The 22,631-nt window shown below is 45.9% G+C and carries 21 protein-coding genes and 1 tRNA gene; 14 read left to right on the top strand and 8 right to left on the bottom strand.

Translation table 11 applies throughout. The features are described from left to right. Positions 1 to 28: 28 nt before the first annotated feature. Entirely contained in the window at positions 29 to 1,045 is a 1,017-nt protein-coding gene (gene tsaD, locus F0265_RS18015; RefSeq protein WP_006958176.1) for a tRNA (adenosine(37)-N6)-threonylcarbamoyltransferase complex transferase subunit TsaD, read from the bottom strand. A gap of 228 nt (positions 1,046 to 1,273) precedes the next feature. Between tsaD and rpsU the strand changes: the two genes are divergently transcribed. The 5 genes from rpsU to F0265_RS18040 all read left to right on the top strand — a co-directional run bounded on the left by rpsU (position 1,274) and on the right by F0265_RS18040 (position 5,977). Then, on the top strand, positions 1,274 to 1,489 hold the full coding sequence (rpsU, locus tag F0265_RS18020) for a 30S ribosomal protein S21 (protein WP_001145625.1): 216 nt from the start codon (positions 1,274 to 1,276) through the stop codon (positions 1,487 to 1,489). Between the two features lie 26 nt (positions 1,490 to 1,515). Next, the gene (locus F0265_RS18025) at positions 1,516 to 1,959 is read left to right on the top strand and encodes a GatB/YqeY domain-containing protein (RefSeq protein ID WP_171749907.1); all 444 of its coding nucleotides are present in this window, start codon (positions 1,516 to 1,518) and stop codon (positions 1,957 to 1,959) included. 93 nt (positions 1,960 to 2,052) lie between these two features. Beyond that, complete coding sequence (gene dnaG / locus F0265_RS18030) at positions 2,053 to 3,810, top strand: DNA primase (RefSeq protein WP_171749908.1); 1,758 nt, start codon at positions 2,053 to 2,055, stop codon at positions 3,808 to 3,810. 97 nt (positions 3,811 to 3,907) lie between these two features. Continuing rightward, complete coding sequence (rpoD, locus tag F0265_RS18035) at positions 3,908 to 5,761, top strand: RNA polymerase sigma factor RpoD (protein ID WP_006958179.1); 1,854 nt, start codon at positions 3,908 to 3,910, stop codon at positions 5,759 to 5,761. A gap of 140 nt (positions 5,762 to 5,901) precedes the next feature. Next, positions 5,902 to 5,977 (top strand) — tRNA-Ile (locus F0265_RS18040). Between the two features lie 61 nt (positions 5,978 to 6,038). Here F0265_RS18040 and djlA read toward each other — a convergent pair. Further along, complete coding sequence (djlA, locus tag F0265_RS18045; RefSeq protein WP_171749909.1) at positions 6,039 to 6,890, bottom strand: co-chaperone DjlA; 852 nt, start codon at positions 6,888 to 6,890, stop codon at positions 6,039 to 6,041. A gap of 148 nt (positions 6,891 to 7,038) precedes the next feature. Between djlA and lptD the strand changes: the two genes are divergently transcribed. The 6 genes from lptD (at position 7,039) to apaH (ending at position 13,851) form a co-directional block, all read left to right on the top strand. Beyond that, positions 7,039 to 9,423, top strand: a complete 2,385-nt coding sequence (gene lptD / locus F0265_RS18050; RefSeq protein WP_171749910.1) for an LPS assembly protein LptD — start codon at positions 7,039 to 7,041, stop codon at positions 9,421 to 9,423. Positions 9,424 to 9,476: 53 nt separating this feature from the next. Beyond that, positions 9,477 to 10,772 carry a peptidylprolyl isomerase SurA gene (gene surA, locus F0265_RS18055; protein WP_171749911.1) on the top strand — a complete coding sequence of 432 codons (1,296 nt, stop codon included), beginning with the start codon at positions 9,477 to 9,479 and terminating at the stop codon, positions 10,770 to 10,772. Beyond that, positions 10,762 to 11,754, top strand: a complete 993-nt coding sequence (pdxA, locus tag F0265_RS18060; RefSeq protein WP_171749912.1) for a 4-hydroxythreonine-4-phosphate dehydrogenase PdxA — start codon at positions 10,762 to 10,764, stop codon at positions 11,752 to 11,754. The genes surA and pdxA overlap by 11 nt, the downstream gene beginning before the upstream one ends. 12 nt (positions 11,755 to 11,766) lie before the next feature. Then, positions 11,767 to 12,573 (top strand): 16S rRNA (adenine(1518)-N(6)/adenine(1519)-N(6))-dimethyltransferase RsmA, encoded by an 807-nt coding sequence (gene rsmA, locus F0265_RS18065; RefSeq protein ID WP_065741152.1) that lies wholly within the window; start codon positions 11,767 to 11,769, stop codon positions 12,571 to 12,573. Between the two features lie 71 nt (positions 12,574 to 12,644). Then, positions 12,645 to 13,022 (top strand): Co2+/Mg2+ efflux protein ApaG, encoded by a 378-nt coding sequence (gene apaG / locus F0265_RS18070; protein WP_006958185.1) that lies wholly within the window; start codon positions 12,645 to 12,647, stop codon positions 13,020 to 13,022. 19 nt (positions 13,023 to 13,041) lie between these two features. Then, positions 13,042 to 13,851, top strand: coding sequence for a bis(5'-nucleosyl)-tetraphosphatase (symmetrical) ApaH (gene apaH, locus F0265_RS18075; protein WP_171749913.1), 810 nt, complete (start codon positions 13,042 to 13,044; stop codon positions 13,849 to 13,851). A gap of 50 nt (positions 13,852 to 13,901) precedes the next feature. Here apaH and folA read toward each other — a convergent pair whose 3' ends face one another. The 6 genes from folA to rplU all read right to left on the bottom strand — a co-directional run bounded on the left by folA (position 13,902) and on the right by rplU (position 17,806). After that, positions 13,902 to 14,387, bottom strand: coding sequence for a type 3 dihydrofolate reductase (gene folA, locus F0265_RS18080; protein WP_171749914.1), 486 nt, complete (start codon positions 14,385 to 14,387; stop codon positions 13,902 to 13,904). A 22-nt stretch (positions 14,388 to 14,409) separates the two neighbouring features. After that, the gene (locus F0265_RS18085) at positions 14,410 to 14,880 is read right to left on the bottom strand and encodes a threonine/serine exporter family protein (protein ID WP_171749939.1); all 471 of its coding nucleotides are present in this window, start codon (positions 14,878 to 14,880) and stop codon (positions 14,410 to 14,412) included. After that, positions 14,880 to 15,647 (bottom strand): threonine/serine exporter ThrE family protein, encoded by a 768-nt coding sequence (locus F0265_RS18090; protein WP_171749915.1) that lies wholly within the window; start codon positions 15,645 to 15,647, stop codon positions 14,880 to 14,882. The genes F0265_RS18085 and F0265_RS18090 overlap by 1 nt, the downstream gene beginning before the upstream one ends. 120 nt (positions 15,648 to 15,767) lie before the next feature. Continuing rightward, positions 15,768 to 16,940, bottom strand: a complete 1,173-nt coding sequence (cgtA, locus tag F0265_RS18095) for an Obg family GTPase CgtA (protein WP_171749916.1) — start codon at positions 16,938 to 16,940, stop codon at positions 15,768 to 15,770. Positions 16,941 to 17,217: 277 nt separating this feature from the next. Continuing rightward, the gene (gene rpmA, locus F0265_RS18100) at positions 17,218 to 17,475 is read right to left on the bottom strand and encodes a 50S ribosomal protein L27 (RefSeq protein WP_004409945.1); all 258 of its coding nucleotides are present in this window, start codon (positions 17,473 to 17,475) and stop codon (positions 17,218 to 17,220) included. 19 nt (positions 17,476 to 17,494) lie between these two features. Next, positions 17,495 to 17,806 (bottom strand): 50S ribosomal protein L21, encoded by a 312-nt coding sequence (rplU, locus tag F0265_RS18105; protein ID WP_006958203.1) that lies wholly within the window; start codon positions 17,804 to 17,806, stop codon positions 17,495 to 17,497. A 272-nt stretch (positions 17,807 to 18,078) separates the two neighbouring features. On the opposite strand from rplU, the gene ispB reads away from it, so the two are divergent. The 3 genes from ispB to F0265_RS18120 all read left to right on the top strand — a co-directional run bounded on the left by ispB (position 18,079) and on the right by F0265_RS18120 (position 22,522). Beyond that, positions 18,079 to 19,050 (top strand): octaprenyl diphosphate synthase, encoded by a 972-nt coding sequence (ispB, locus tag F0265_RS18110; RefSeq protein WP_171749917.1) that lies wholly within the window; start codon positions 18,079 to 18,081, stop codon positions 19,048 to 19,050. A gap of 373 nt (positions 19,051 to 19,423) precedes the next feature. Further along, positions 19,424 to 21,178 (top strand): lysophospholipid acyltransferase family protein, encoded by a 1,755-nt coding sequence (locus tag F0265_RS18115; protein ID WP_171749918.1) that lies wholly within the window; start codon positions 19,424 to 19,426, stop codon positions 21,176 to 21,178. Positions 21,179 to 21,442: 264 nt separating this feature from the next. Further along, entirely contained in the window at positions 21,443 to 22,522 is a 1,080-nt protein-coding gene (locus F0265_RS18120; protein WP_171749919.1) for a TRAP transporter substrate-binding protein, read from the top strand. The last annotated feature ends 109 nt before the right edge of the window (positions 22,523 to 22,631 follow it).

Genomic DNA, 22,631 nt, shown 5'->3' on the forward strand with positions numbered 1-22,631 from the left:
CAAGAGCGGCCTTATAGCAACAAGCAACCTATGCGATGGGTTCAAGCTGGTCGATCGGCCAACGTGGCGTCGCCTGAACCGATAAATCCGCCAGCTCACCATTTTTCAACCGTTGCATACCTGCGTACGCGATCATTGCGCCATTGTCGGTACAAAACTCGGTACGAGGGTAATAAACCTCACCGCCAATTTTCTGCGCAAGTTGTTCTAGGTCAGCACGTAATCGACGATTAGCACTCACGCCACCCGCTATTACGATACGTTTAAAGCCCGTTTGTTCTAGCGCTCGCTTACATTTAATCGTTAATGTAGCGCATACCGCTTCTTCAAACGCCAGTGCAATATCTGCACGAGTTTGTTCGTCGTCACCATTCGCTGCAATGGTATTAGCTGTGAATGTTTTCAGCCCAGAGAAGCTCATATCTAAGCCAGGTCTATCAGTCATAGGGCGAGGGAATTTAAACCGTCCTGGCGTGCCTTTTTCAGCCAACTTAGAAAGCAGTGGGCCGCCTGGATAATCCAATCCCATCAGCTTAGCCGTTTTATCAAATGCTTCTCCAGCCGCATCATCAATCGACTCACCAAGAATCTTATATTCACCAATGCCGTTCACTTCGACCATCATTGAGTGACCACCAGAAACCAAGACGGCGACAAATGGGAAGGGAGGAGGATTATCTTCTAGCATAGGCGCAAGAAGGTGGCCTTCCATATGATGGACAGGCACAGCAGGTACACCCCACGCATACGCCAAGCTACGACCAATAGTTGCACCAACAAGCAACGCACCAACCAAGCCCGGACCTGCGGTATACGCAACTCCATCAATATCCTTTGGCGTCAAGTTCGCTTCGGCCATTGCGGCTTTGATCAATGGGATCGTCTTCTTTACATGATCTCGTGAGGCAAGTTCAGGTACCACACCACCATAATCGGCATGGAGCTTAACCTGACTATATAGCTTATGAGAAAGCAGCCCTTTCTCATCATCGTAAATCGCGATGCCTGTTTCATCACATGAGGTTTCAATACCAATAATGCGCATGGTTTAACCTAGGTGTCTTAATCTCTGATTCAAAATTGGCGCAATCTTACCTCGGCTTGGCTTCGCAAACAAATTTTGTATACTGAATAGACTACAAAGGGCTTTACAAAGCCTATGTGATCGGATTAAAATTCCGCACCATTTTTGATCAAGCTGATTGTAGACCCAGCATTAAAGCTCGGTACTGTGAAGTCAGCATTAACGAATAACCCCTGAGGTGAAAGGCATATGCCAGTAGTTAAAGTACGTGAAAACGAACCGTTCGACGTTGCTCTACGTCGTTTCAAACGCTCTTGCGAAAAAGCAGGTATCCTTTCTGAAGTGCGTCGTCGTGAGCACTACGAAAAGCCAACTACAGTTCGCAAACGCGCTAAAGCAGCGGCTCAAAAGCGTCACGCTAAGAAGCTAGCTCGCGAAAACGCTCGTCGCGTTCGCCTGTACTAATAGCTAAGTCCAAAAGGATTCTAGTTATGGCTCTGATTGATACTCTCAAAGAAGAGCAAAAATTAGCGATGAAAGCCAAGGACAAACTGCGCCTTGGCACTATTCGTTTAGCTCTTTCCGCCATTAAGCAACGTGAAGTTGACGAACAGATTACTCTGGGCGACGACGATATTCTCGCTGTGCTGACGAAAATGGTTAAACAACGTCGCGATTCTGTCGCTCAATTCGAATCAGCAGGTCGACGAGATCTGGCTGACGCTGAGCAAGCTGAGATTGCTGTACTTGAGGACTTTATGCCTCAACCGCTAACTGATGAAGAAGTGGCTGCACTTATTGAGAGTGCTATTGCTGATTCAGGTGCTGCGGGCATGCAAGACATGGGTAAAGTAATGGGCGTGCTTAAGCCTCAAATTCAAGGGCGTGCAGATATGGGTAAAGTAAGTGGTTTAGTTCGCGCTAAGCTAGGTTAATTGCCCGACCCAAATTGCAGCAAGCCGTGCTATCCTCTGGAACGCACGGCTTGTTTGTATCTAGATTAGTCTTTTCTTTCTTTGTTAGGTTTTATGGCAGGACACATCCCCCGCAGTTTTATAGATGACCTACTGGCTCGACTCGATATCGTCGATATCATTGACGCTCGGGTAAAACTTAAGAAAAAAGGCAAAAACTACGGCGCCTGCTGCCCTTTCCACAACGAAAAAACACCTTCCTTTAGTGTTAGCCAAGAAAAGCAGTTTTATCACTGTTTCGGCTGTGGGGCACACGGCAATGCCATCGACTTCATGATGGAATATGAGCGCCTTCAATTCCCTGAGGCCATTGAAGAACTCGCCTCTTACCTTGGGATTGATGTGCCAAGAGAGCAGCGTCAGGGTGGCCGCTTTCCTTCCAATCAGCCTCAAGCAAATACCGAGCAAAAACGTAATCTCTACGATTTAATGACTGGGATTGCGCAGTTCTATCGAGACCAGCTCAAACTTTCTGGCAGTAAGGTCGCGATTGACTACCTTAAAGAGCGTGGTTTATCTGGTGAAATCGTTCAGAAGTTTAGCATCGGATATGTCGCTGATGAATGGGATCTGGTGCGGAAAAACTTTGGCCAGCAGAAACAAGCTCAAGATATGCTTGTATCAGGTGGGATGCTAATCGAGAACGACAAAGGCAACCGCTATGACCGCTTTCGCGGCCGGGTAATGTTCCCAATCCGTGATCGTCGAGGTCGAGTAATTGGTTTTGGTGGACGAGTCATTGGAGATGGTACACCAAAATACCTTAACTCTCCTGAAACACCTATTTTCCACAAAGGCAAGGAGCTGTACGGGCTCTACGAAGTAACCCAAGCATACCGTGAGCCTCCTCAGATTCTTGTCGTTGAAGGCTATATGGATGTGGTCGCGCTGGCGCAATATGGTGTCGATTATTCGGTGGCCTCACTTGGTACCTCTACGACCGGTGATCATATTCAACTGCTGTTTCGTCAAACCAATACCGTTGTGTGTTGCTATGATGGCGACCGCGCAGGTAAAGAGGCGGCTTGGCGTGCGCTAGAGAATGCACTGCAATACCTAAAAACAGGTAATACTCTGAAGTTTTTGTTTCTTCCTGATGGTGAAGACCCAGATAGCTATATCCGAAAATACGGCAAAGACGCCTTTGAGCAGCAAATGCATCAAGCCATTCCGCTTTCACGCTACCTATTTGAAAATTTAATCGAGATTCATCAGCTCAACTTAGGAAGCAATGAAGGTAAGTCGGCATTAAGAGCCCATGCCAGTAACTTGATTAATAAGATTCCAGATCCTTATTTCCAAGAGTTGCTGGAAAAGTTACTTGATGAGCGCACAGGGTTTGATAACCGACTGCGCCAACCGCGTAGAAAGACAAATGAAACCAGACCTCAGCCACATAAGGAGCTAAAGCGTACTCCAATGCGTGAGGTTATCGCTTTGCTTATTCAAAATCCGAGCTATGCTCAAATGGTACCTGACCTCTCAAGCGTGAAAGGCTTATCGGTACCGGGATTAAGTTTATTTGTTGAGGTGCTTGAATATTGTCATCACCACCCCAATGTAAACACAGGCCAGTTAACCGAACACTGGCGAAATACGAGCCATGACGCTCTACTGTCTCGCTTAGCCGGATGGGAAATCCCGCTCGACGAAGACAACGAACAAGATATATTTTTAGACTCGCTGGACAAAATACTGGCTCAGTGCGTCGAAAAGCAAATTGAAAATCTGCAGGCCAAAGAAAGAAGTGTCGGTTTATCAACCGAAGAAAGAAGGGAGCTACTAGCACTAATGCTAGATTTAAAAGCGTAACCCTGTTCGAATAGTCAGCAACAAATTAATTTGTTAATATGTGTGGTTTGCACTCGCATACTAATTCCTTCACCAGATACTAAGTTGGATACCGTCTATGGATCAAAATCCGCAGTCACAGCTAAAACAACTTGTCATTAAAGGCAAGGAACAAGGCTATCTGACCTACGCAGAAGTAAACGACCACCTGCCAGCAGAAATCGTAGATTCCGAGCAGGTCGAAGATATCATTCAGATGATCAACGACATGGGCATTCGAGTAGTGGAAACTGCTCCGGATGCTGATGATCTTGCGCTGAATGATGACGATACAATCACCGATGAAGATGCAGCTGAAGCTGCCGCTGCTGCGCTATCAAGCGTAGAGAATGAAATCGGCCGCACCACAGACCCAGTGCGTATGTACATGCGCGAAATGGGTACCGTAGAACTGCTGACTCGCGAAGGTGAGATCGATATTGCAAAGCGTATTGAAGATGGTATCAACCAAGTTCAAAATGCTGTTGCTGAGTATCCAGGAACCATCCCTTATATTCTTGAGCAGTTTGATAAGGTTCAGGCAGAAGAACTTCGCCTAACCGACCTTATCACAGGCTTCGTGGATCCAGACGCAGATGAAACGGCGGCACCAACAGCGACGCATATCGGTTCTGAGCTTGCAGAATCAGATCTTGAAGATGAAGATGCTGAAGAAGAAGACGCGGAAGAGTCTGAAGACGATGAAGAAGAGGAAGATACAGGTATCGATCCTGAGCTTGCTCTAGAGAAGTTCACGGCTTTACGTAACACTTTCCAGAACTACCAGCTTGCTTGTAACGAGTATGGCAACGAGAGCCCGAAAGCGACACTTGCGCATGAGATGGTTATAGACGTCTTCAAAGAGTTCCGTCTAACGCCTAAACAGTTTGACTACCTAGTTGAAGAGCTACGCACCTCAATGGAGCGTGTACGTACTCAAGAACGCCTGATCATGAAAGCGTCTGTTGAGTATGGCAAAATGCCAAAGAAATCGTTCATTACCCTATTCACGGGCAATGAGTCTAGCGAAGCTTGGTTAGACGAGATTCTCTCTTCAGATAAGCCGTATGCGGAAAAGATCCGTCGCAGCGAAGATGATATTCGTCGCTCAATCATGAAGCTAAAAGTGATTGAAGAAGAAACGTCGCTTACGGTTCAGAACATCAAAGACATCAGCCGTCGCATGTCTATCGGTGAAGCGAAAGCTCGCCGTGCGAAGAAAGAGATGGTAGAAGCAAACTTACGTCTGGTAATTTCTATTGCGAAGAAATACACCAACCGTGGCCTACAGTTCTTGGACCTGATCCAGGAAGGTAACATCGGTCTGATGAAAGCAGTAGATAAGTTTGAATACCGTCGTGGTTACAAGTTCTCGACTTACGCGACTTGGTGGATTCGTCAGGCGATCACTCGTTCGATTGCTGACCAAGCACGAACTATCCGTATCCCGGTTCACATGATCGAGACGATCAACAAACTTAACCGTATCTCTCGTCAAATGCTTCAGGAGATGGGTCGCGAGCCGTTACCGGAAGAACTTGCAGAACGCATGCAGATGCCGGAAGACAAAATCCGTAAAGTTCTGAAGATTGCTAAAGAGCCAATCTCAATGGAAACACCAATCGGTGATGACGAAGATTCGCATCTAGGTGATTTCATTGAAGATACGACGCTTGAGCTACCTCTTGATTCGGCTACTTCTACAAGTCTAAAGGTTGCAACGAAAGACGTTTTGGCTGGTTTAACACCTCGTGAAGCGAAAGTTCTGCGTATGCGTTTCGGTATCGATATGAATACTGACCACACGTTAGAAGAGGTTGGTAAGCAGTTTGACGTAACACGTGAGCGTATTCGTCAGATTGAAGCGAAAGCACTCCGTAAGCTTCGCCACCCTAGCCGCTCAGAGACTCTGCGTAGCTTCTTGGATGAGTAACCAAGCAAATTGATTAAAAGGCGAGCACCTGCTCGCCTTTTTTATTATTTATCGATTTAAGTGGATAAAATCTAAGCGCATTTACCCTAGATAGCGTCTAGACAGCTAGATCTGCATCCCCTATAATCATTGCCCTACACGGCCCCTTAGCTCAGTGGTTAGAGCAGTCGACTCATAATCGATTGGTCCGCAGTTCAAGTCTGCGAGGGGCCACCAAATACAAAAAAGCCTGATGAGGAAACTCATCAGGCTTTTTGCTTTCTCGATTTCTATTGCCTCAGAAACCTTTGGCCTTTTTGATCAAGTCGTAAGCATTTTGAATCTCTTGCGCCTTCTCTTTGGCTACATTCATCATTTCTGGCGGCAGACCTTTTGCCATGAGCTTATCAGGGTGATGCTCATTCATCAGCTTACGGTAAGCACGTTTAACTGTTTTTGTATCGGCACTACTGTCGACACCCAACAACTTGTATGCATCACTTAGTTGATCCGCAGTCGAGGCTTGTTGCCAACTGCCAGACTGATGGGAATGCCCACTGCCTGAGTGCCCTCCGAAGCCCCCTTGTTGAAAGCGAAACGCCGCTTCCTGCATACGCAAGCGCTGCTCTAGTTGGTCAGAAGAAAAGCCTAGCCCTTTCGCAACTTTATGTAGCACACTGCGCTCACTCGGATGAATATCACCATCCGCAAACGCTGCAGAGATTTGCAGTTCTAAGAAAAACTGCATTAAATCAAATCGACCACCGGACGAAATACGAACTCGCTCTAAAACAGTGTCTAATGGGAAGTCTGTTTCTTTACCCTCACGAAAAGCATTCTGCGCGGCGCGGCGTAACTCTCCATGCAGATTCATTCGTTCCATCATGGTGGTCGCGAGCTGAATTTCCTCACGAGTAACCTGCCCTTTAGCTTTCGCTACATGCCCCATTACCGCAAACGCAGCTTTAAAAAACTCTTCTTGTCGCTCAGCTTGACTAGGCCCACCACCAAAGCCTGAATTAAAACCAGCTTGACGTAACCGACGGGCTTTATCGAACTGGTGGCCTAAAAATAGACCGAATATCGCACCAAATGGTCCTCCCATCAGAAAACCAAAAAAAGTGCCGAGTATTTTGCCGAAAATATGCATTATGTGCTCTCAATCTCTGAATTTTTTCTTAGTAAAGCGGTCTGATAGTGCCGTAAGCGACAAATTCCTTTATTATAAGGACCGTTTTATTTTACATTCGGTCATCTATTCACCGGATATATCAAGTTCAACAGGATAGTAAAACTCGATGCCACGTTTTTCTCGCACCTTGTTAGCCACTTCTATTAGTGCCGCGTTTCTTATGCCTCAAGCTCAGGCTGAAGACACCCCTCTCGATCCTTCACAAGAGATGCCTTTCATTGGCGAATGCCAAACATTAGACCTTATTGACCAATGTCTGGTCAATGAAGAGGAGCCTGAAAACGCAAATCAACTGCCAATTAACGTTGAAGCCGACAGTTTAGAAGCCATCAATGGTGACAAAGCCACCTACAGTGGCAATGTTACTGTCGTTCAGGGCAAGAAACGTATGAAGGCCGATAATGTCACCTTGCATCAGCAAGATAACATTGTGGTGGCAGAAGGTAACGTGACATTCAGTGACGGCGAACTAAAAACCATATCAGATAAAGCTGTCAACAAACTTAACACTGAAGAAGTGACACTAGAGAACACTAACTATAAGTTCTTATGTGAGCCTGGCCGTGGCGAAGCCGTCTATGTTTCTAAAACGGGCAAAGCGGTGTATGAGATAGAGGATGGGACGATTACATCTTGTCCAGAAGGCGATAAATCATGGCGAATGAAGGCCTCAAGCATCGATATCGACCAGAACGAAGAAGAAGCTACCTTCTACAACCCTCGCTTCGAAATACTCAACGTGCCTGTTTTTTACCTGCCATTTTTAACAGTTCCGATTGGTGATACACGTAAAACCGGATTCTTATATCCAACTGTATCTTACGGCTCCAGTGATGGCTTTGAAATGGAAGTGCCGATTTACTGGAACTTGGCACCCAATTATGATTTGAAAACCACACTCAAGTACATGCAGGAACGTGGGACTCAGCTAAACAGTGAGTTTCGTTATCTTTCCGATCTCGGTTACAGCACATTAAAGTCAGAATATCTGCCAGATGATAAAAAATACCCAGCGCAAGGAGACCGATGGGGATTTCAGTGGCAACACAACGGTATTTTCCAAGAGAACTGGAAGTTTGAAGTCGATTATTCCAAAGTCAGTGATATAGCCTATTTTACAGATTTAGACTCTAGCGTTGGTAACCGTGAAGATGGCCAGCTGATTCAAGAAGCGCAAGCCACCTATCGTTCTTCCAACTGGGATGCCTCGATTCTAACTCGAGATTTTCAGGTCCTGACAACCAGTGGCAATACACCATATCGTCTTCTCCCTCAGCTTGAGTTCAATTATTACGCCCCAGAGCTGATGCGCTATCTAAATTTCGATGTCATCAGTCATGTTTCTCAATTTGATACCGATGATAGCTCTAAACCATCGGCGACACGTGTCCATGTAGAGCCTGGCTTAACTATTCCAATTGGTACCACTTGGGGCACTTGGACAACAGAAGCTCGAGTACTAGGTACCTACTACCAACAGGACTTAGATGGTCTTAACCTTGCTGACTTTAGTAACGATGGCTACAACTTAAAAGAATCCGCTTCTCGAGTGATTCCAGAGTTTAGAACTCATGCCGGTGTTGTGTTAGAAAGAGATACCGTTCTGCTTGATAACTACACTCAGACACTAGAGCCACAAGTCCAATATCTGTATGTTCCAGAAGAAGATCAAAGTGAAATCTACCTCTACGATACAACACTGCTGCAAACAGACTATTACGGACTATTTCGCAGTCGTAAATATAGCGGTGTCGATCGTATTGCCGCAGCCAACCAATTCAGCTACGGCGCCTCAACACGCTTCTTTGATGAGCAGTACAAAGAACGCCTAAATATCTCATTCGGTCAAATCTTCTACCTAGATAAAGACACCAAGAATTCAGCCCTAGACAACCAAGACAATAAGTCTAACTATTCTGCTTGGGCAGTGGAGATGGACTTCAACTACGATGATTATCTCTTCTACCATGGTGGTATCCAGTACGATATTGATACCAGTGAAGTTCAGCTTGGTAACAGCACACTTGAATACCGATTCTCAGGCGGCTTTATCCAGGGCAACTATCGCTACGTGACTCGAAGCTACATAGAAAGTACGCTTGGCGATAGTATTGGCGACTTAGATACGATTACAGAAGACGGCATTTCTCAGGCAGGAGTATTAGCTGGGTATCAAATCTCACGAAAATGGCGCGCCAGCGCTCAATATTTCTATGATTTGACCACCGATGAATCACTTGAATGGCTCGCTGGCCTCAGCTATACCTCAGATTGTTGGTATATTGGCTTTAACTATAGTAATCAACTCCGTAGTTGGAGCCCGGATTTCTCCAGCTACCCAAACTCTACACCAACGTATGAAAACAACTTCAGCTTTAATTTTGGTATTATTGGCTTCGGTACTGCTATAGGCTCAGACTCTGGTGTTACAGGGTCTGATACTGCAAATAGCTCTTTAGGTTACGGGCGCCCGTTCTTCTTAAACAACTAATTTAAAAGCCTGTGGTCTAACACCACAGGCTAAATATTCTCACAGGAAATTTAATGAAACTTTGGAAGCAAACCTTGCTTGGACTGATTGCAGCCAGCCAGCTTTCTTTTGTACAAGCCGAGCCTGTCGAACTGGATAAGGTAGCGATTATTGTTAATAGCGGCGTGGTATTGCAAAGTGATATCGAGACTTCGCTTAAAACCATTCGTGCGAATGCGAAAAAGAACAACCAGTCCCTTCCAGATGAAGCGACTCTACGTGAGCAAGTCACAGAAAAGCTGATTGTCGACACCATCCAGCAGCAAGAAGCGGAACGAATTGGCGTTCGCATAGACGACAACCGTCTAAACGAAGCGATTGACGAGATAGCTAAAAACAACAACCAAACACTTGAGCAGTTGAACACCTCGATTACAGAAGAAGGGCTAAGCTACGCTCAATTTCGTAAACAAGTACGTAAAGAAATTGCCGCAAATGAAGCGCGTAATGCGTTAGTTCGTCGTCGTATAAATATTTTGCCTGCTGAGGTCGATAACCTTGCGAATATCCTAGCCAAAGAAACCAACGCGACCGTGCAATACAAAATTGGCCACATCCAGCTACGTGTTAACGATGGGGACGATAAAGCTGCCATCGAAGAGAAAGCCAATCAGATCGTTAAAGAGCTCAACCAAGGTTCTGATTTCAGCACTATGGCTTACACCTACTCAAAAGGTCCTAAAGCTCTACAAGGTGGTGATTGGGGATGGATGCGCAAAGAAGAAATGCCAACCATCTTCGCCGATCAAATCAATTTGCAGAATAAGGGCAGTATTATCGGCCCATTTCGCAGCGGTGTCGGCTTTCATATCCTAAAAATTGAAGATGTGAAGGGGCTAGAGACGGTTGCGGTCACTGAGGTGAATGCCCGTCATATTCTGATTAAACCAACCGTGATCCTTAGTGATGAAGGCGTACAAAAAGAGCTTCTAGATATTACTCAACGTATTCAATCAGGTAAGGCTACCTTTGCAGAAATGGCCCAGCAATACAGCCAAGACCCAGGCTCTGCTGCCCAACAAGGTGAACTGGGTTACCAAACTTCTGATCTTTATGTACCTGAATTCAAACATCAGGTCGACACACTACCTGTCGGTCAAATCAGTGAACCATTCAAAACCGTACACGGTTGGCACATTGTTGAGGTGATGGATAGACGTGAGGTTGACCGCACTGATTCAGCACTAAAGAACAAAGCGTATCGAATTATCTTTAACCGTAAATTCAACGAAGAGGCCAGCGCTTGGCTGCAGGAAATCCGTGCCAGTGCATTTGTTGAAGTGGTCAAGGAAGAACAGGATGACAATTAAGCGCATCGTTGTAACCGCAGGCGAACCGGCAGGTATCGGCCCAGATCTGGTCCTCGCCCTTTCTAAGCAAAGCTGGCCACACCAAATTGTGGTCAGTGCGGATAAGGGTTTGCTGGAGCAACGCGCTAAACAACTCGATATCGAGGTACAACTTATTGATTATGATGCAGCAGCGCTTCCTACCCCTCAGAAAGCTGGTTCGTTAGTTGTCGATCATATAGCGCTTAATGTCCCTGCGACTGCAGGTCAGCTCGATGAGAAAAATGGCCACTATGTATTAGAAACACTAGAAAGAGCCGCTTTGGGCTGTATGAATGGTGAGTTTGATGCTATTGTCACCGGCCCTGTGCACAAAGGCGTAATTAATCGTGCTGGCGTCGCGTTTAGTGGCCATACAGAGTTCTTTGCTGACAAATCAAATACGCCATTGGTGGTGATGATGTTGGCTACCGAAGGACTCAGAGTTGCTTTGGTGACGACTCATATTCCATTGGCTTACGTTTCTAAAGCAGTAACCGAAGATAGGCTAAAGAAAATAGCGCATATTCTCCATCAGGATTTGGTTGAGAAGTTTGCTATTTCATCACCTAAAATATATGTCTGTGGATTGAACCCACATGCTGGAGAGGATGGATGTCTGGGTCGGGAAGAAATTGACACCATCACGCCAACACTGGAAAAGCTGCGCCAGGAAGACGGTATTGATCTTGTCGGGCCACTCCCTGCTGATACGATTTTTAACGAAAAGTATCTCACCGAGGCGGATGCCATATTAGGCATGTACCACGACCAGGTGCTTCCAGTGCTAAAATACAAAGGTTTCGGTCGTTCAGTGAACATAACTCTGGGCCTACCATTTATCAGGACATCCGTGGATCACGGCACTGCATTGGACCTTGCAGGGACAGGTGATGCAGACACAGGAAGTTTTACAACGGCATTGACTCACGCTATTGAGCTTGTCGATAAGAAAACCAGTTAACTTGAGAACACTATGAGAAACGATGTCCATTTAGGGCACAAAGCACGTAAACGCTTTGGTCAAAACTTCTTAAACGATCCATACATCATTGATGGTATTGTCTCTGCGATCAATCCTAAACCAGGCCAGAACTTGGTTGAGATTGGTCCTGGCCTAGGTGCAATTACAGAACCAGTTGGTCGAGAAGTGGATAAGTTCACTGTGATTGAGCTTGACCGTGATTTGGCTGAGCGCTTAAGAACTCACCCAGAATTAGCTGAAAAGCTAACCATTCACGAAGGCGATGCCATGCGTTTCGACTTCACTCAGTTGGTGAAGCCTAACAACAGATTACGCATTTTTGGTAACCTGCCATACAACATCTCTACTCCATTGATGTTCCACCTCTTTGAATACCATAAAGATATTCAAGATATGCACTTTATGCTGCAGAAAGAAGTGGTTAACCGTTTAGCAGCAGGCCCAGGCACAAAAGCTTACGGCCGCCTAACCGTCATGGCACAATACTATTGTAAGGTGGTCCCAGTACTGGAAGTTCCACCGACGGCGTTCGTTCCGCCACCAAAGGTCGACTCTGCTGTTGTTCGCCTGGTCCCTTACGAGACGTTACCTTATCCAGCGACAAGTCTTAACTGGTTGGATCGCGTTTGTCGTGACGGCTTCAACCAAAGACGTAAAACAGTTCGAAACTGTTATAAATCTTTGGTCAATGCTGAGACTCTAGAACAACTTGGCATCAACCCAGGAATGCGCCCAGAGAACTTAACATTGGAGCAATTTGTCGACTTAGCCAACTGGTTGGACGCAAACCACAAATAATCTTCATATAATTAGAGTTGTAACCTATTGGTCTACAACTCTAATTTTTTGACTTGTACGCAGGAGTCTACATGGAAGCTAACCCTTGTATTAAAGTTCAAGTTCATACCAAGTACATCTCAGAGCAGTCTCAGCCTGATTCAAAACGCTACGTCTTCGCTTACGTCATCACAATAAAGAACCTCAGCAATCAAACCGTCCAACTCATTAGTCGTCGCTGGCTGATTACTGATGCCAATGGCAAGCAGATGACGGTGGAAGGTGATGGCGTGGTTGGTCAACAGCCATTCATTCCGGGCAGTGATGAATATACTTACAGCAGCGGTACCGCTCTAGAAACGCCAGTCGGTGTAATGCAAGGCCAATACATTCTCCTCGATGAAAAAGGCCGCGAGTTTAGCACCGAAATAGAACCTTTCAGACTCGCTCTACCGAATATTCTCAACTAATACCCACACAGGAATTTTTGTGTCTAATTACATCGTCGGTGATATTCAAGGCTGCTTTGATGAGCTCAAGCTGTTACTCAAACAAGCGAACTTCAACCCTCAATCTGATACGCTCTGGGTCGCTGGCGATCTGGTTGCCCGAGGGCCAAAATCGCTAGAAACACTACGCTTTATCAAAGATCTTGGCCAATCAACCAAAGTGGTTTTAGGTAATCATGACCTGCATTTACTCGCCGTCTCAATGGGTATACATAAAGTTAAGAACAAAGATAAGACGGCTCCTATCTTTGAGGCTGACGACAAAGAAGAGCTACTCAACTGGCTCCGGCAGCAACCCCTTCTCGCTGAACATGATGAGTTCGTTATGTGCCATGCGGGCATTTCACCGCAGTGGTCGCTTGATGTCGCTAGAAACAGTGCCAGAGAAGTTGAAACCGTTTTACAGAGCAACGAATGGCATTGGCTGATCAAAAACATGTACGATAATCAACCCGACTCATGGTCTGACAAGCTCGAAGGCATTGAGCGCTACCGTTACATCATTAACGCCTTCACGCGAATGCGCTTCTGCTTTTCCGACGGAAGGTTAGACATGGCTTGTAAGCGCCCACCAAAAGACGTCCAAGATAGTCATTTAACGCCATGGTTTGAACTTAACAATCGTATTCCGCTAAATAAGACAGTGTTGTTTGGCCACTGGGCTGCATTGGAAGGTTATACCGGCAAGGATGTCATTGGATTAGATACCGGTTGTGTGTGGGGTGGCAGCTTGACGATGTTAAGATGGGAAGATAAGACGTTTTTTACACAAAATTCGCTAGAGAGCTAGAGAGCTAACAACAATCAGCTACTCCAGCTCATAAACTGTTAGCTAATCTGCTAGCCCTGTCGCTCTATAACAACAAATCGCATATCGTACGCATTTTTTTCATCCGCTGCGTAGCTTTCAGAATGGCTTTCTTTAAACATATCTCCCCAAGACGGAAATTGGGTATCGCCTTCTATTTGGGCATCGATATAAGTCACGTAGAGCTTATCCGCTTGAGGAAGGCATGCTTTATAAATCGCGCCGCCACCAATGATCATCACTTCTTCCACCTCACCAGCAGCTTGTATGGCGTCATCAATGGAGGTCACTGTCGTGACGCCTTCAATGGCTAAGTTAGCATCACGACTGATCACAATGTTCTGACGGCCTGGGAGTGGTCGACCAATCGACTCGTACGTCTTACGCCCCATAACAACAGGCTTGCCCATAGTACAACGTTTGAACCAAGCAAAATCTGCGGGCAGATGCCACGGCATTTGATTGTCTTTACCAATTACTCGATCTTTTGCCATGGCGGCGATCATACTGATGATCATTGCTGATGCTCCTTTAAACGTCTCAGACTATCGGTTTCCGGCGATAGAATAACAATCCCGGCATGGCTAAGCCAACCGCTAATCCCGCAATTATAAACATTGCTTTAAGGAAGTTTTCCGCCAGCATCGCGACTAACTCATGGCTGTATCCTCTATGGTTGAGTTCCACTAAGGCAATCATCGCCTTAAAGGCAAATACACCTGGAACCATAGGAATCAACGCTGCTACGGTGAACACTTTAGGATGAGCGAGAAAACGATGTGACCAGTGAATACCAACGACACTAACCAACATCGCGGCAAAAAAGGTGGCCCATTCGATAGGGATACCAAAATGCATCATCAAGTAGCGTGAACCATGACCAATTGCCCCCCCGATTGCACAATAGACCAAGGCTTTTTGGGGGACGTTAAAAACTAAAGCAAAGCCCACAGCAGGAATCGCGGCAAACAGCATGTCGTTGAGCAAAGCAGCCAACAATTCAATCCACATCACAGCACCCACCCCCAGACACCAACTAGACTCATAGCCGCGACGATACCAAGACAGGTTGCTAAGGTAAGCAGGCTTGCCATAACAAAGCGAGCAATGCCCATATTGATATAGCCTTTGAGCATATCAGCGACAGAATTAATTAGAGGGAATCCTGGCACCAGCATAAGTACCGAAGAGGCCATTACCAAAAACGGTGAATTACCTAACCCATAAATTACCGCTTGTGCTGACACAACGGTTGTAACAAACGCTGTCGCGGCAAAGTTCATCAAGGGGTTAAAGTGGCGATGGCCGATTTCCTGCCTGACTATCATCCCGATCGAAGAAGCGATGAATGTCATAGCAAAGACCACCCAATCCCCTCCAGCTAGACGACTAAATGCAGCGCAAGATAAGCCGATCATCACTACGACTAGCCAACGGTTGTAACGTTCGGGATTAATTCTTTCCAGCTTATGCTGAGCCAAGGCATGGTCTATGATGCCTCTTTCAAGCATGATGCAAATCCGTTGTATCTGAGTGATAACCCGCATGTTTATCCCGCGATCAGGGCTACGGCGCGCAGTGGTAATACAGTGCTCCTGATACACAGTCGTCACCACTAATGAGCTGGCAGACAAAGAAACTTCCACTTCATCCATGCCACTTGCCAGCCCAATACGTCGGGTAATATCCCCGACCAATGTACTCTCAGCTCCGTGAGCAAGCAGCATTTGACCAGCTTGTGCAATTAGACGAGAGGCACTGCGTTGTTTTGAGACCATCAATCAATCCTACTCCTTTAGCATCTCGCTATTGTGGCGAATTACACTCACGATTGATTTGATTTAAATACAAAAAAACCGCAATGCTCTAAACATTGCGGCTTTCAATCAACTCAGCGATTATTCGCGGACGTAAACAACGTGCCCGTCGTCTTCTTCATCGTCCCAATCATCCCAGTCATCGTCGTCTTCAGTAATGACGTCTTTGCCTGACATCGCATCTTTATGGTAATCATCCCACATGAAGTCAACTTTCTCTTCCTCAGAGATCTCTTCTTCTTCACGAGGCAGATTTTCCATAAAGTCAGCCAGCTTATAACAAAGCTCTTTAGTTCCTTGCTTATTCACCGCAGAGATCTTGTAGTAATCCTCTTCCCAACCTAGAGCGTCAAGAATGTTCTGGATCACTTCGTTCGCTTCATCTTCAGGCATCAAATCAACCTTGTTGAAGATCAGCCAACGCGGCTTGTCTGCTAACTTCTCGCTATACTGCTCGAGCTCATCAATGATGGTTAACGCATTCTGCACAGGATCACTTTGATCAATCGGCATGATATCGATCATATGCAGTAGAACTCGACAACGCTCCAGATGCTTCAAGAAGCGAATACCAAGGCCAGCACCATCCGCAGCACCTTCGATCAATCCAGGAATATCCGCGACAACAAAGCTCTTTTCAGGTACGACACTGACTACACCCAAGCTAGGGATCAAAGTCGTAAATGGATAGTCAGCTACTTTTGGCTTAGCCGCTGATACCGAGCGAATAAAGGTTGATTTACCTGCATTCGGCAAACCAAGCATACCCACATCAGCAAGCAGTAGTAGCTCTAAGCGAACTTCACGGATTTCGCCTTTGGTACCCAACGTCTTTTGACGTGGTGCACGGTTGACTGACGATTTAAAACGCGTGTTACCTAAGCCGTGCCAGCCACCTTTTGCGACCATGATTTTTTTGCCATGCTCAGCAACTTCCGCCACGATTTCATTGGTGTGAATATCCACAGCGCGAGTACCAACAGGCACACGTAGAACTTTGTCTTTACCACGTTTACCAGTACAGTTACCGCCACGGCCATTTTCACCACGTTCTGCTTCATAGAAGCGCTGGAAACGATAATCAATTAGCGTGTTAAGGTTTTCGTCAGCTTGGATATAAACATCGCCGCCATCTCCACCGTCACCACCGTCCGGACCACCTTTCGCAACGAATTTCTCTCGCCAGAAACTCACCACACCGTTACCGCCGTCTCCGGCCTGAACTTTAACTACCGCTTCATCAACGAATTTCATCTCTTACTCCGCCCAATTGCTACATCACGTAGCTGCGTTGCAAATATCATCTCACTGGCCGTGTTTCAGCAAGTGAATGATATAAATTCTAGCAGATCCCAATTTCAGATCGATCACCTAAAATCCCAGATCGTTCTGCTACTCAGGAATATATAATGAGGGACTTTTTACAAAGTGCCTTAGTATCGATTCCATCTCGCTACAAATAAAAAACCCCGCCGAATCGGCAGGGCTTTTGAATTCAGCTAGAAGCCTAAATTCTTAATCTCAGCGAGGATTACTCAGCTTCGATGCTTACGAATTTACGGTTCTTAGGACCTTTCACTTCGAACTTCACTTTACCTTCAGTAAGAGCGAATAGAGTGTGGTCTTTACCGATACCAACGTTAGTACCAGCGTGGAACTTAGTACCACGTTGACGAACGATGATGTTACCTGCAAGAACAGACTCACCACCGAAACGCTTAACACCCAGACGTTTACTTTCTGAATCGCGGCCGTTACGAGTAGAACCACCAGCTTTTTTGTGTGCCATTGTTAAACTCTCCTATAAATTAAGCGTTGATACCAGTGATCTTCACTTCAGTGAACCACTGACGGTGACCCTGTTGCTTACGAGAGTGCTTACGACGACGGAACTTAACGACTTTAACTTTGTCGCCACGACCGTGTTGTACAACTTCAGCAACTACTTTGCCGCCCTCTACTAGAGGAGCGCCAACTTGAACGTCTTCGCCGTTAGCAACAAGAAGAACTTTATCAAATTCAACAGTTGCACCAGTTTCTACGTCTAATTTCTCTAAACGAAGAGTTTGACCTTCGCTTACACGGTGTTGTTTACCACCAGATTGGAAAACAGCGTACATATCTTACTCCGCTTTTTCCGCACAGCCTTATGCTTATTTAATGAGCATCATGGGTGTGCGCTAAACTAATCATCAATAGGGCGCAGATTCTACAGAAGAGATGTCCCTATGACAAGCCATATTTTGAAAAAATTGGCGAAAAGCTAATCGCCAGATAAAAGTGCGGCAATCATGCCCTTTAGCCATGTATTAATCAACGTTTTTTAGTGTATTATTCAGCAATTAAATCAGATAAGAAGACCTTACTAGTTCTAACTTCAGCCGGATTTACAATGGATTTTAAAGCTATCCAAGCGCTAACTGCCGATGACATGGCAAAAGTGAATGAAACAATTCATGCTCAACTCAACTCAGACGTATCTTTAATCAACCAATTAGGTTTTTACATCATTAGTGGTGGTGGTAAGCGCATACGTCCCCTTTTAGCTGTGCTGTCAGCTCGTGCTCTGGATTACCAGGGTCAGGCGCACACCACAGCAGCAGCGTTTATTGAATTTATTCACACCGCGACACTGCTACACGATGATGTCGTTGACGAATCCGATATGCGTCGCGGAAAAGCAACTGCCAATGCTGCTTTCGGTAATGCGGCCAGCGTATTGGTTGGTGACTTTATCTATACGCGCTCTTTTCAGATGATGACTGAGCTAGGATCCATGAAGATCCTTAAGTTGATGAGTGATGCGGTCAACATCATCGCTGAAGGTGAAGTTCAACAGTTAATGAACTGTAATGACCCTGACACCACTGAAGAGAGCTACATGCAGGTTATCTATTCTAAGACTGCACGTCTGTTTGAGGCCGCAACTCAAATTGGCGCCATTCTTAACGATGCCCCATCGGAAGTAGAAACCGCTCTACAAAACTACGGTAAATATTTGGGTACCGCATTCCAGTTGATCGACGATGTCATGGACTACACGTCTGATGGCGATGAAATGGGCAAAAATGTTGGTGACGATCTTGCTGAAGGTAAACCAACGCTGCCGCTGCTCTATGCGATGCAACATGGTACGCCTGAGCAAACCCAGATGATTCGTGAGGCGATTGAAAAAGCCAACGGTATGGAAAAGCTCGATGCCATTATGGAAGCCATGGAACAGACAGGTTCTTTGGAATACACCCGCCAGAAAGCGTATCAAGAAGCCGATAAAGCCATTGCAGAATTATCTGTCCTCAGCGAGTCTCCTTATAAGGAAGCCCTCGTAACACTGGCGCATATGTCAGTACATCGCTCGAAATAACGTTCATACGTAACAACGGGAACCCTAAAGTTCCCGTTGATTCCAGCCCAGCAAATCGAAGGTCTATTGACTCTGCTATTACTAACTCCGAGCTAGGTCTGATGCTGCACTTTTGTTAGTAATAAGTCTTCCCCGCTCTTTCAACCTAGCAGTAAATGACCAACACGGGCAAGCATTCCGTACATTTTGCGACCAATCGTATTGTTCGTTCAAGCAAGTTTCCACTGTTACACCCGAAATTAGCAACACGCTGCCATTTATTATTGGATCACGAAAGCGTCATCACTCGTTCATAAATCTCTCACTCCACTGACCTCAAACTGCAATCAAACCGACCTAATCTCGGTTTGAAAATCGTAGAACCGAGGACAATATGGAAGTTTCGAGCCCTTTTCGTTTACCACGTAAGACACCTTTTGGTTTAGGAGAAAACTTAGCCGAGTGGGCCACTGGTCTGCATAAGCTTGATCAGTATTACGCGCAAAGGCCAACAGGCTGTGATAGCAAAGCGTTTCTACGATTTACGCTAGAGATCCTCGGTATTGATTATCAGGTAGTCAAAGGCTCTTTGACGCATATTCCTACTCAAGGGGCAACAGTGGTCGTCGCCAATCATCCTCTTGGTTGCGTAGAGGGTGTGATCCTGGCAGAGCTACTGCTGCATGTCAGAGACGATGTACAGATATTGGCAAACCAGTATTTAAAAACCGTCCCTGAGCTGGATAAGCTGTTTATCGGTGTCGATGTATTTGAAGGCCAGAACGCTCATAAAGCAAACCTGAAAGCGCTTCGCCAAGCACATCATCATTTAGATCAAGGTGGGCTATTGCTCCTTTTCCCTGCAGGGGAAGTCTCCCAGCTGGTTGATCGTAAGACTCAACGTATCGAGGATAAGGAATGGAGCCGTTCGGTGAGCAGCTTAGTGCGTAAGGCCAAAGCGAGTACCATACCAATGTTTATCGATGGTCAAAACTCCAAGCGCTTCTATATGGCTGGCAAAGTGCACCCTCTACTAAGAACCTTGATGCTTGGCCGCGAACTACTCAATAAAACCCAACAGCCGATCAATATATCTATCGGGTCAGCAATCAAATTTAAAGAAGTCAACGGCCTAACAGATGCGCAAATTGTTAACTACCTTCGCCTGAATACCTACTTATTACAAAACAAAACTTTAACTGGTGGGCACAGCGAAGAGTTAGAGTCTAACCCTTTACCTGTCGCACATGCTTTACCTGTTCAAGATCTTAAAACGGACCTTACCAAGCTGCCAGCTGGGCATCACTTATTGACCAGTGGTGAGTTTGATGTCTACTGCACCGACGCCGAACATATTCCTTCATTACTGCATGAAATAGGCAGGCTGAGAGAGAATAACTTTCGCAAAGTGGGTGAAGGCACAGGCCTTGCTTTGGACATCGACGAATTTGATCGTTACTACAAGCATTTGTTTATCTGGGACAGAGATAATGAATGCCTAGTTGGCGCCTATCGCCTTGGATTAATCGATGAGCTTATGCAGCATAAGGGACTGTCCGGTCTTTATTCGAGAACCCTGTTCCATTATGGCGAAGACTTTCTCAACACCATGGGCAAATCGATTGAAATGGGTCGCTCGGTGATTGATGAACGGTATCAAAAAAGTATGGGTGCTCTGCTCTTGCTCTGGAAAGGGATCGCCACTTTCGTCCACCACAACCCAAGCTATACGCATTTGTTTGGCCCTGTCAGTATCAGTAACGATTACAGTGAGCAAGCGAGACAACTGCTTGCCGATACCATGACTCTCCATCATTACGACTCAGAGAAAGCCGAATACGTGACACCATCGAATCCTCTGCCAGTTCAGCCCAAAAACTGGAATACTAGCATGCTGGCCGCGTTGGGCGACCTTCAGCTATTGTCGCGAGTGATTGCACGTATTGATGACGGCAAAGGGGTCCCCGTATTGTTGCGTCAATACTTAGGTCTTAATGGTAAGTTAGTCTCATTCAATGTCGATCCATCTTTTAACAATGCATTGGATGGGTTGATCATGGTTGATCTTCAGCAAGTACCTGTCAAAACACTAGCCCGTTACATGGGCACTTCTCAAGCCCAGCAGTACCTAGCGCATCACACCCCTTAACTTGATTTAACAACAACGAAAATGCTGCGTGACTTACGCAGCACTTTTGCTATCCAGAGAATTCACTTGATTTAAAATAAATCTCAAAGCGATCTTTCACACCATAACTCATTAACAAAGCAACAATCTTTCATAGCTGCTGAAAAGCCGACTTTTATATCGATTGACCAAGATTATGCCAATCAAAAATCCATTGACGGAACTATCATCTAACTGAAATCTAGGGGTAACGATAATCACAATAACAAGGAAGTAACCTCCATCATGATGCCATCTCATAAAACCATTCGCTCTACAGTTACTGGCGCCATCGCGTTGCTATTAGGTTTAGCGTCTGTCACCAGTTTCGCCGCAGAAAAAGTCTATCGACTCAAGCTAGCTGAAACTTGGGGACCAAATACTCCAATTCTAGGTGATGCCACGAAGAACATGGCTCAGTTAGCAGAGGAGATGTCTAACGGTCGCCTTAAGATTCGCATAGACTCTGCCAATAAACACAAAGCGCCATTGGGTATTTTCGATATGGTCAAGTCAGGTCAGTACGACCTTGGGCACTCCAGTTCGTATTATTGGAAAGGTAAAGTACCTAATACACTGTATTTCTCTTCCATGCCCTTCGGGATGATCACGACCGAGCAATACGCTTGGTTTTATCGTGGTGGTGGTATGGAGTTGATGGAAAAAGTCTACGCACCGCATAACTTACTTTCCTTCCCTGGTGGCAACTCCGATATTCAGATGGGCGGCTGGTTTAAAAAAGAAATCAATTCCGTTGAAGACCTAAAAGGTTTAAAAATTCGTATTCCTGGATTTGCCGGAGAAGTGATGGCACGAGTCGGAGCAAAACCGACCAACATCGCACCGGGTGAACTGTATACCTCCCTTGAACGAGGCACCATTGATGCGCTTGAATGGGTAGGCCCTGCTTTCGATCTGCGGATGGGCTTTCAAAAAATCGCCCCTTATTACTACACCGCGTGGCACGAACCTGGCTCTGAAACTCAATTCTTGGTCAACAAGAAAACGTGGGACAGATTACCTAAAGATCTTCAATCGATCCTAGAAACAGCTTTCAGGGTAGCGGCATTTGATATGTACACACAGGCACTCGATGCTAATGCCAACAGCTGGGCAACCATGACTCAAGAATATCCTGATATCAAGGTTCGAGACTTCCCACCGCAAGTCCTCGAGGCAATGCAGAAAGCCACACAGGAGTTGCTTGAGGAACAAGCGAGTAGCGATCCACTGGCAAAACAGATCATCGAATCTCAGCGTCAATATTTAGCCAAAGTCCGAGCGTGGACTGAAATTTCAGCCAAGGCCTACCTAGATTCAAACTAAGCAACTTCTAGGCAGAGGCTCCAAGTCTCTGCCTTTCGCTCTTTATCTACTACTCCATCGAGAGCATCTAACCTTATTCCACAAGACTAAAACCAGAAAATGTCACGCG

The sequence above is a fragment of the Vibrio sp. RE88 genome (assembly GCF_013113835.1).
In the GTDB taxonomy this organism is placed as follows: domain Bacteria; phylum Pseudomonadota; class Gammaproteobacteria; order Enterobacterales; family Vibrionaceae; genus Vibrio.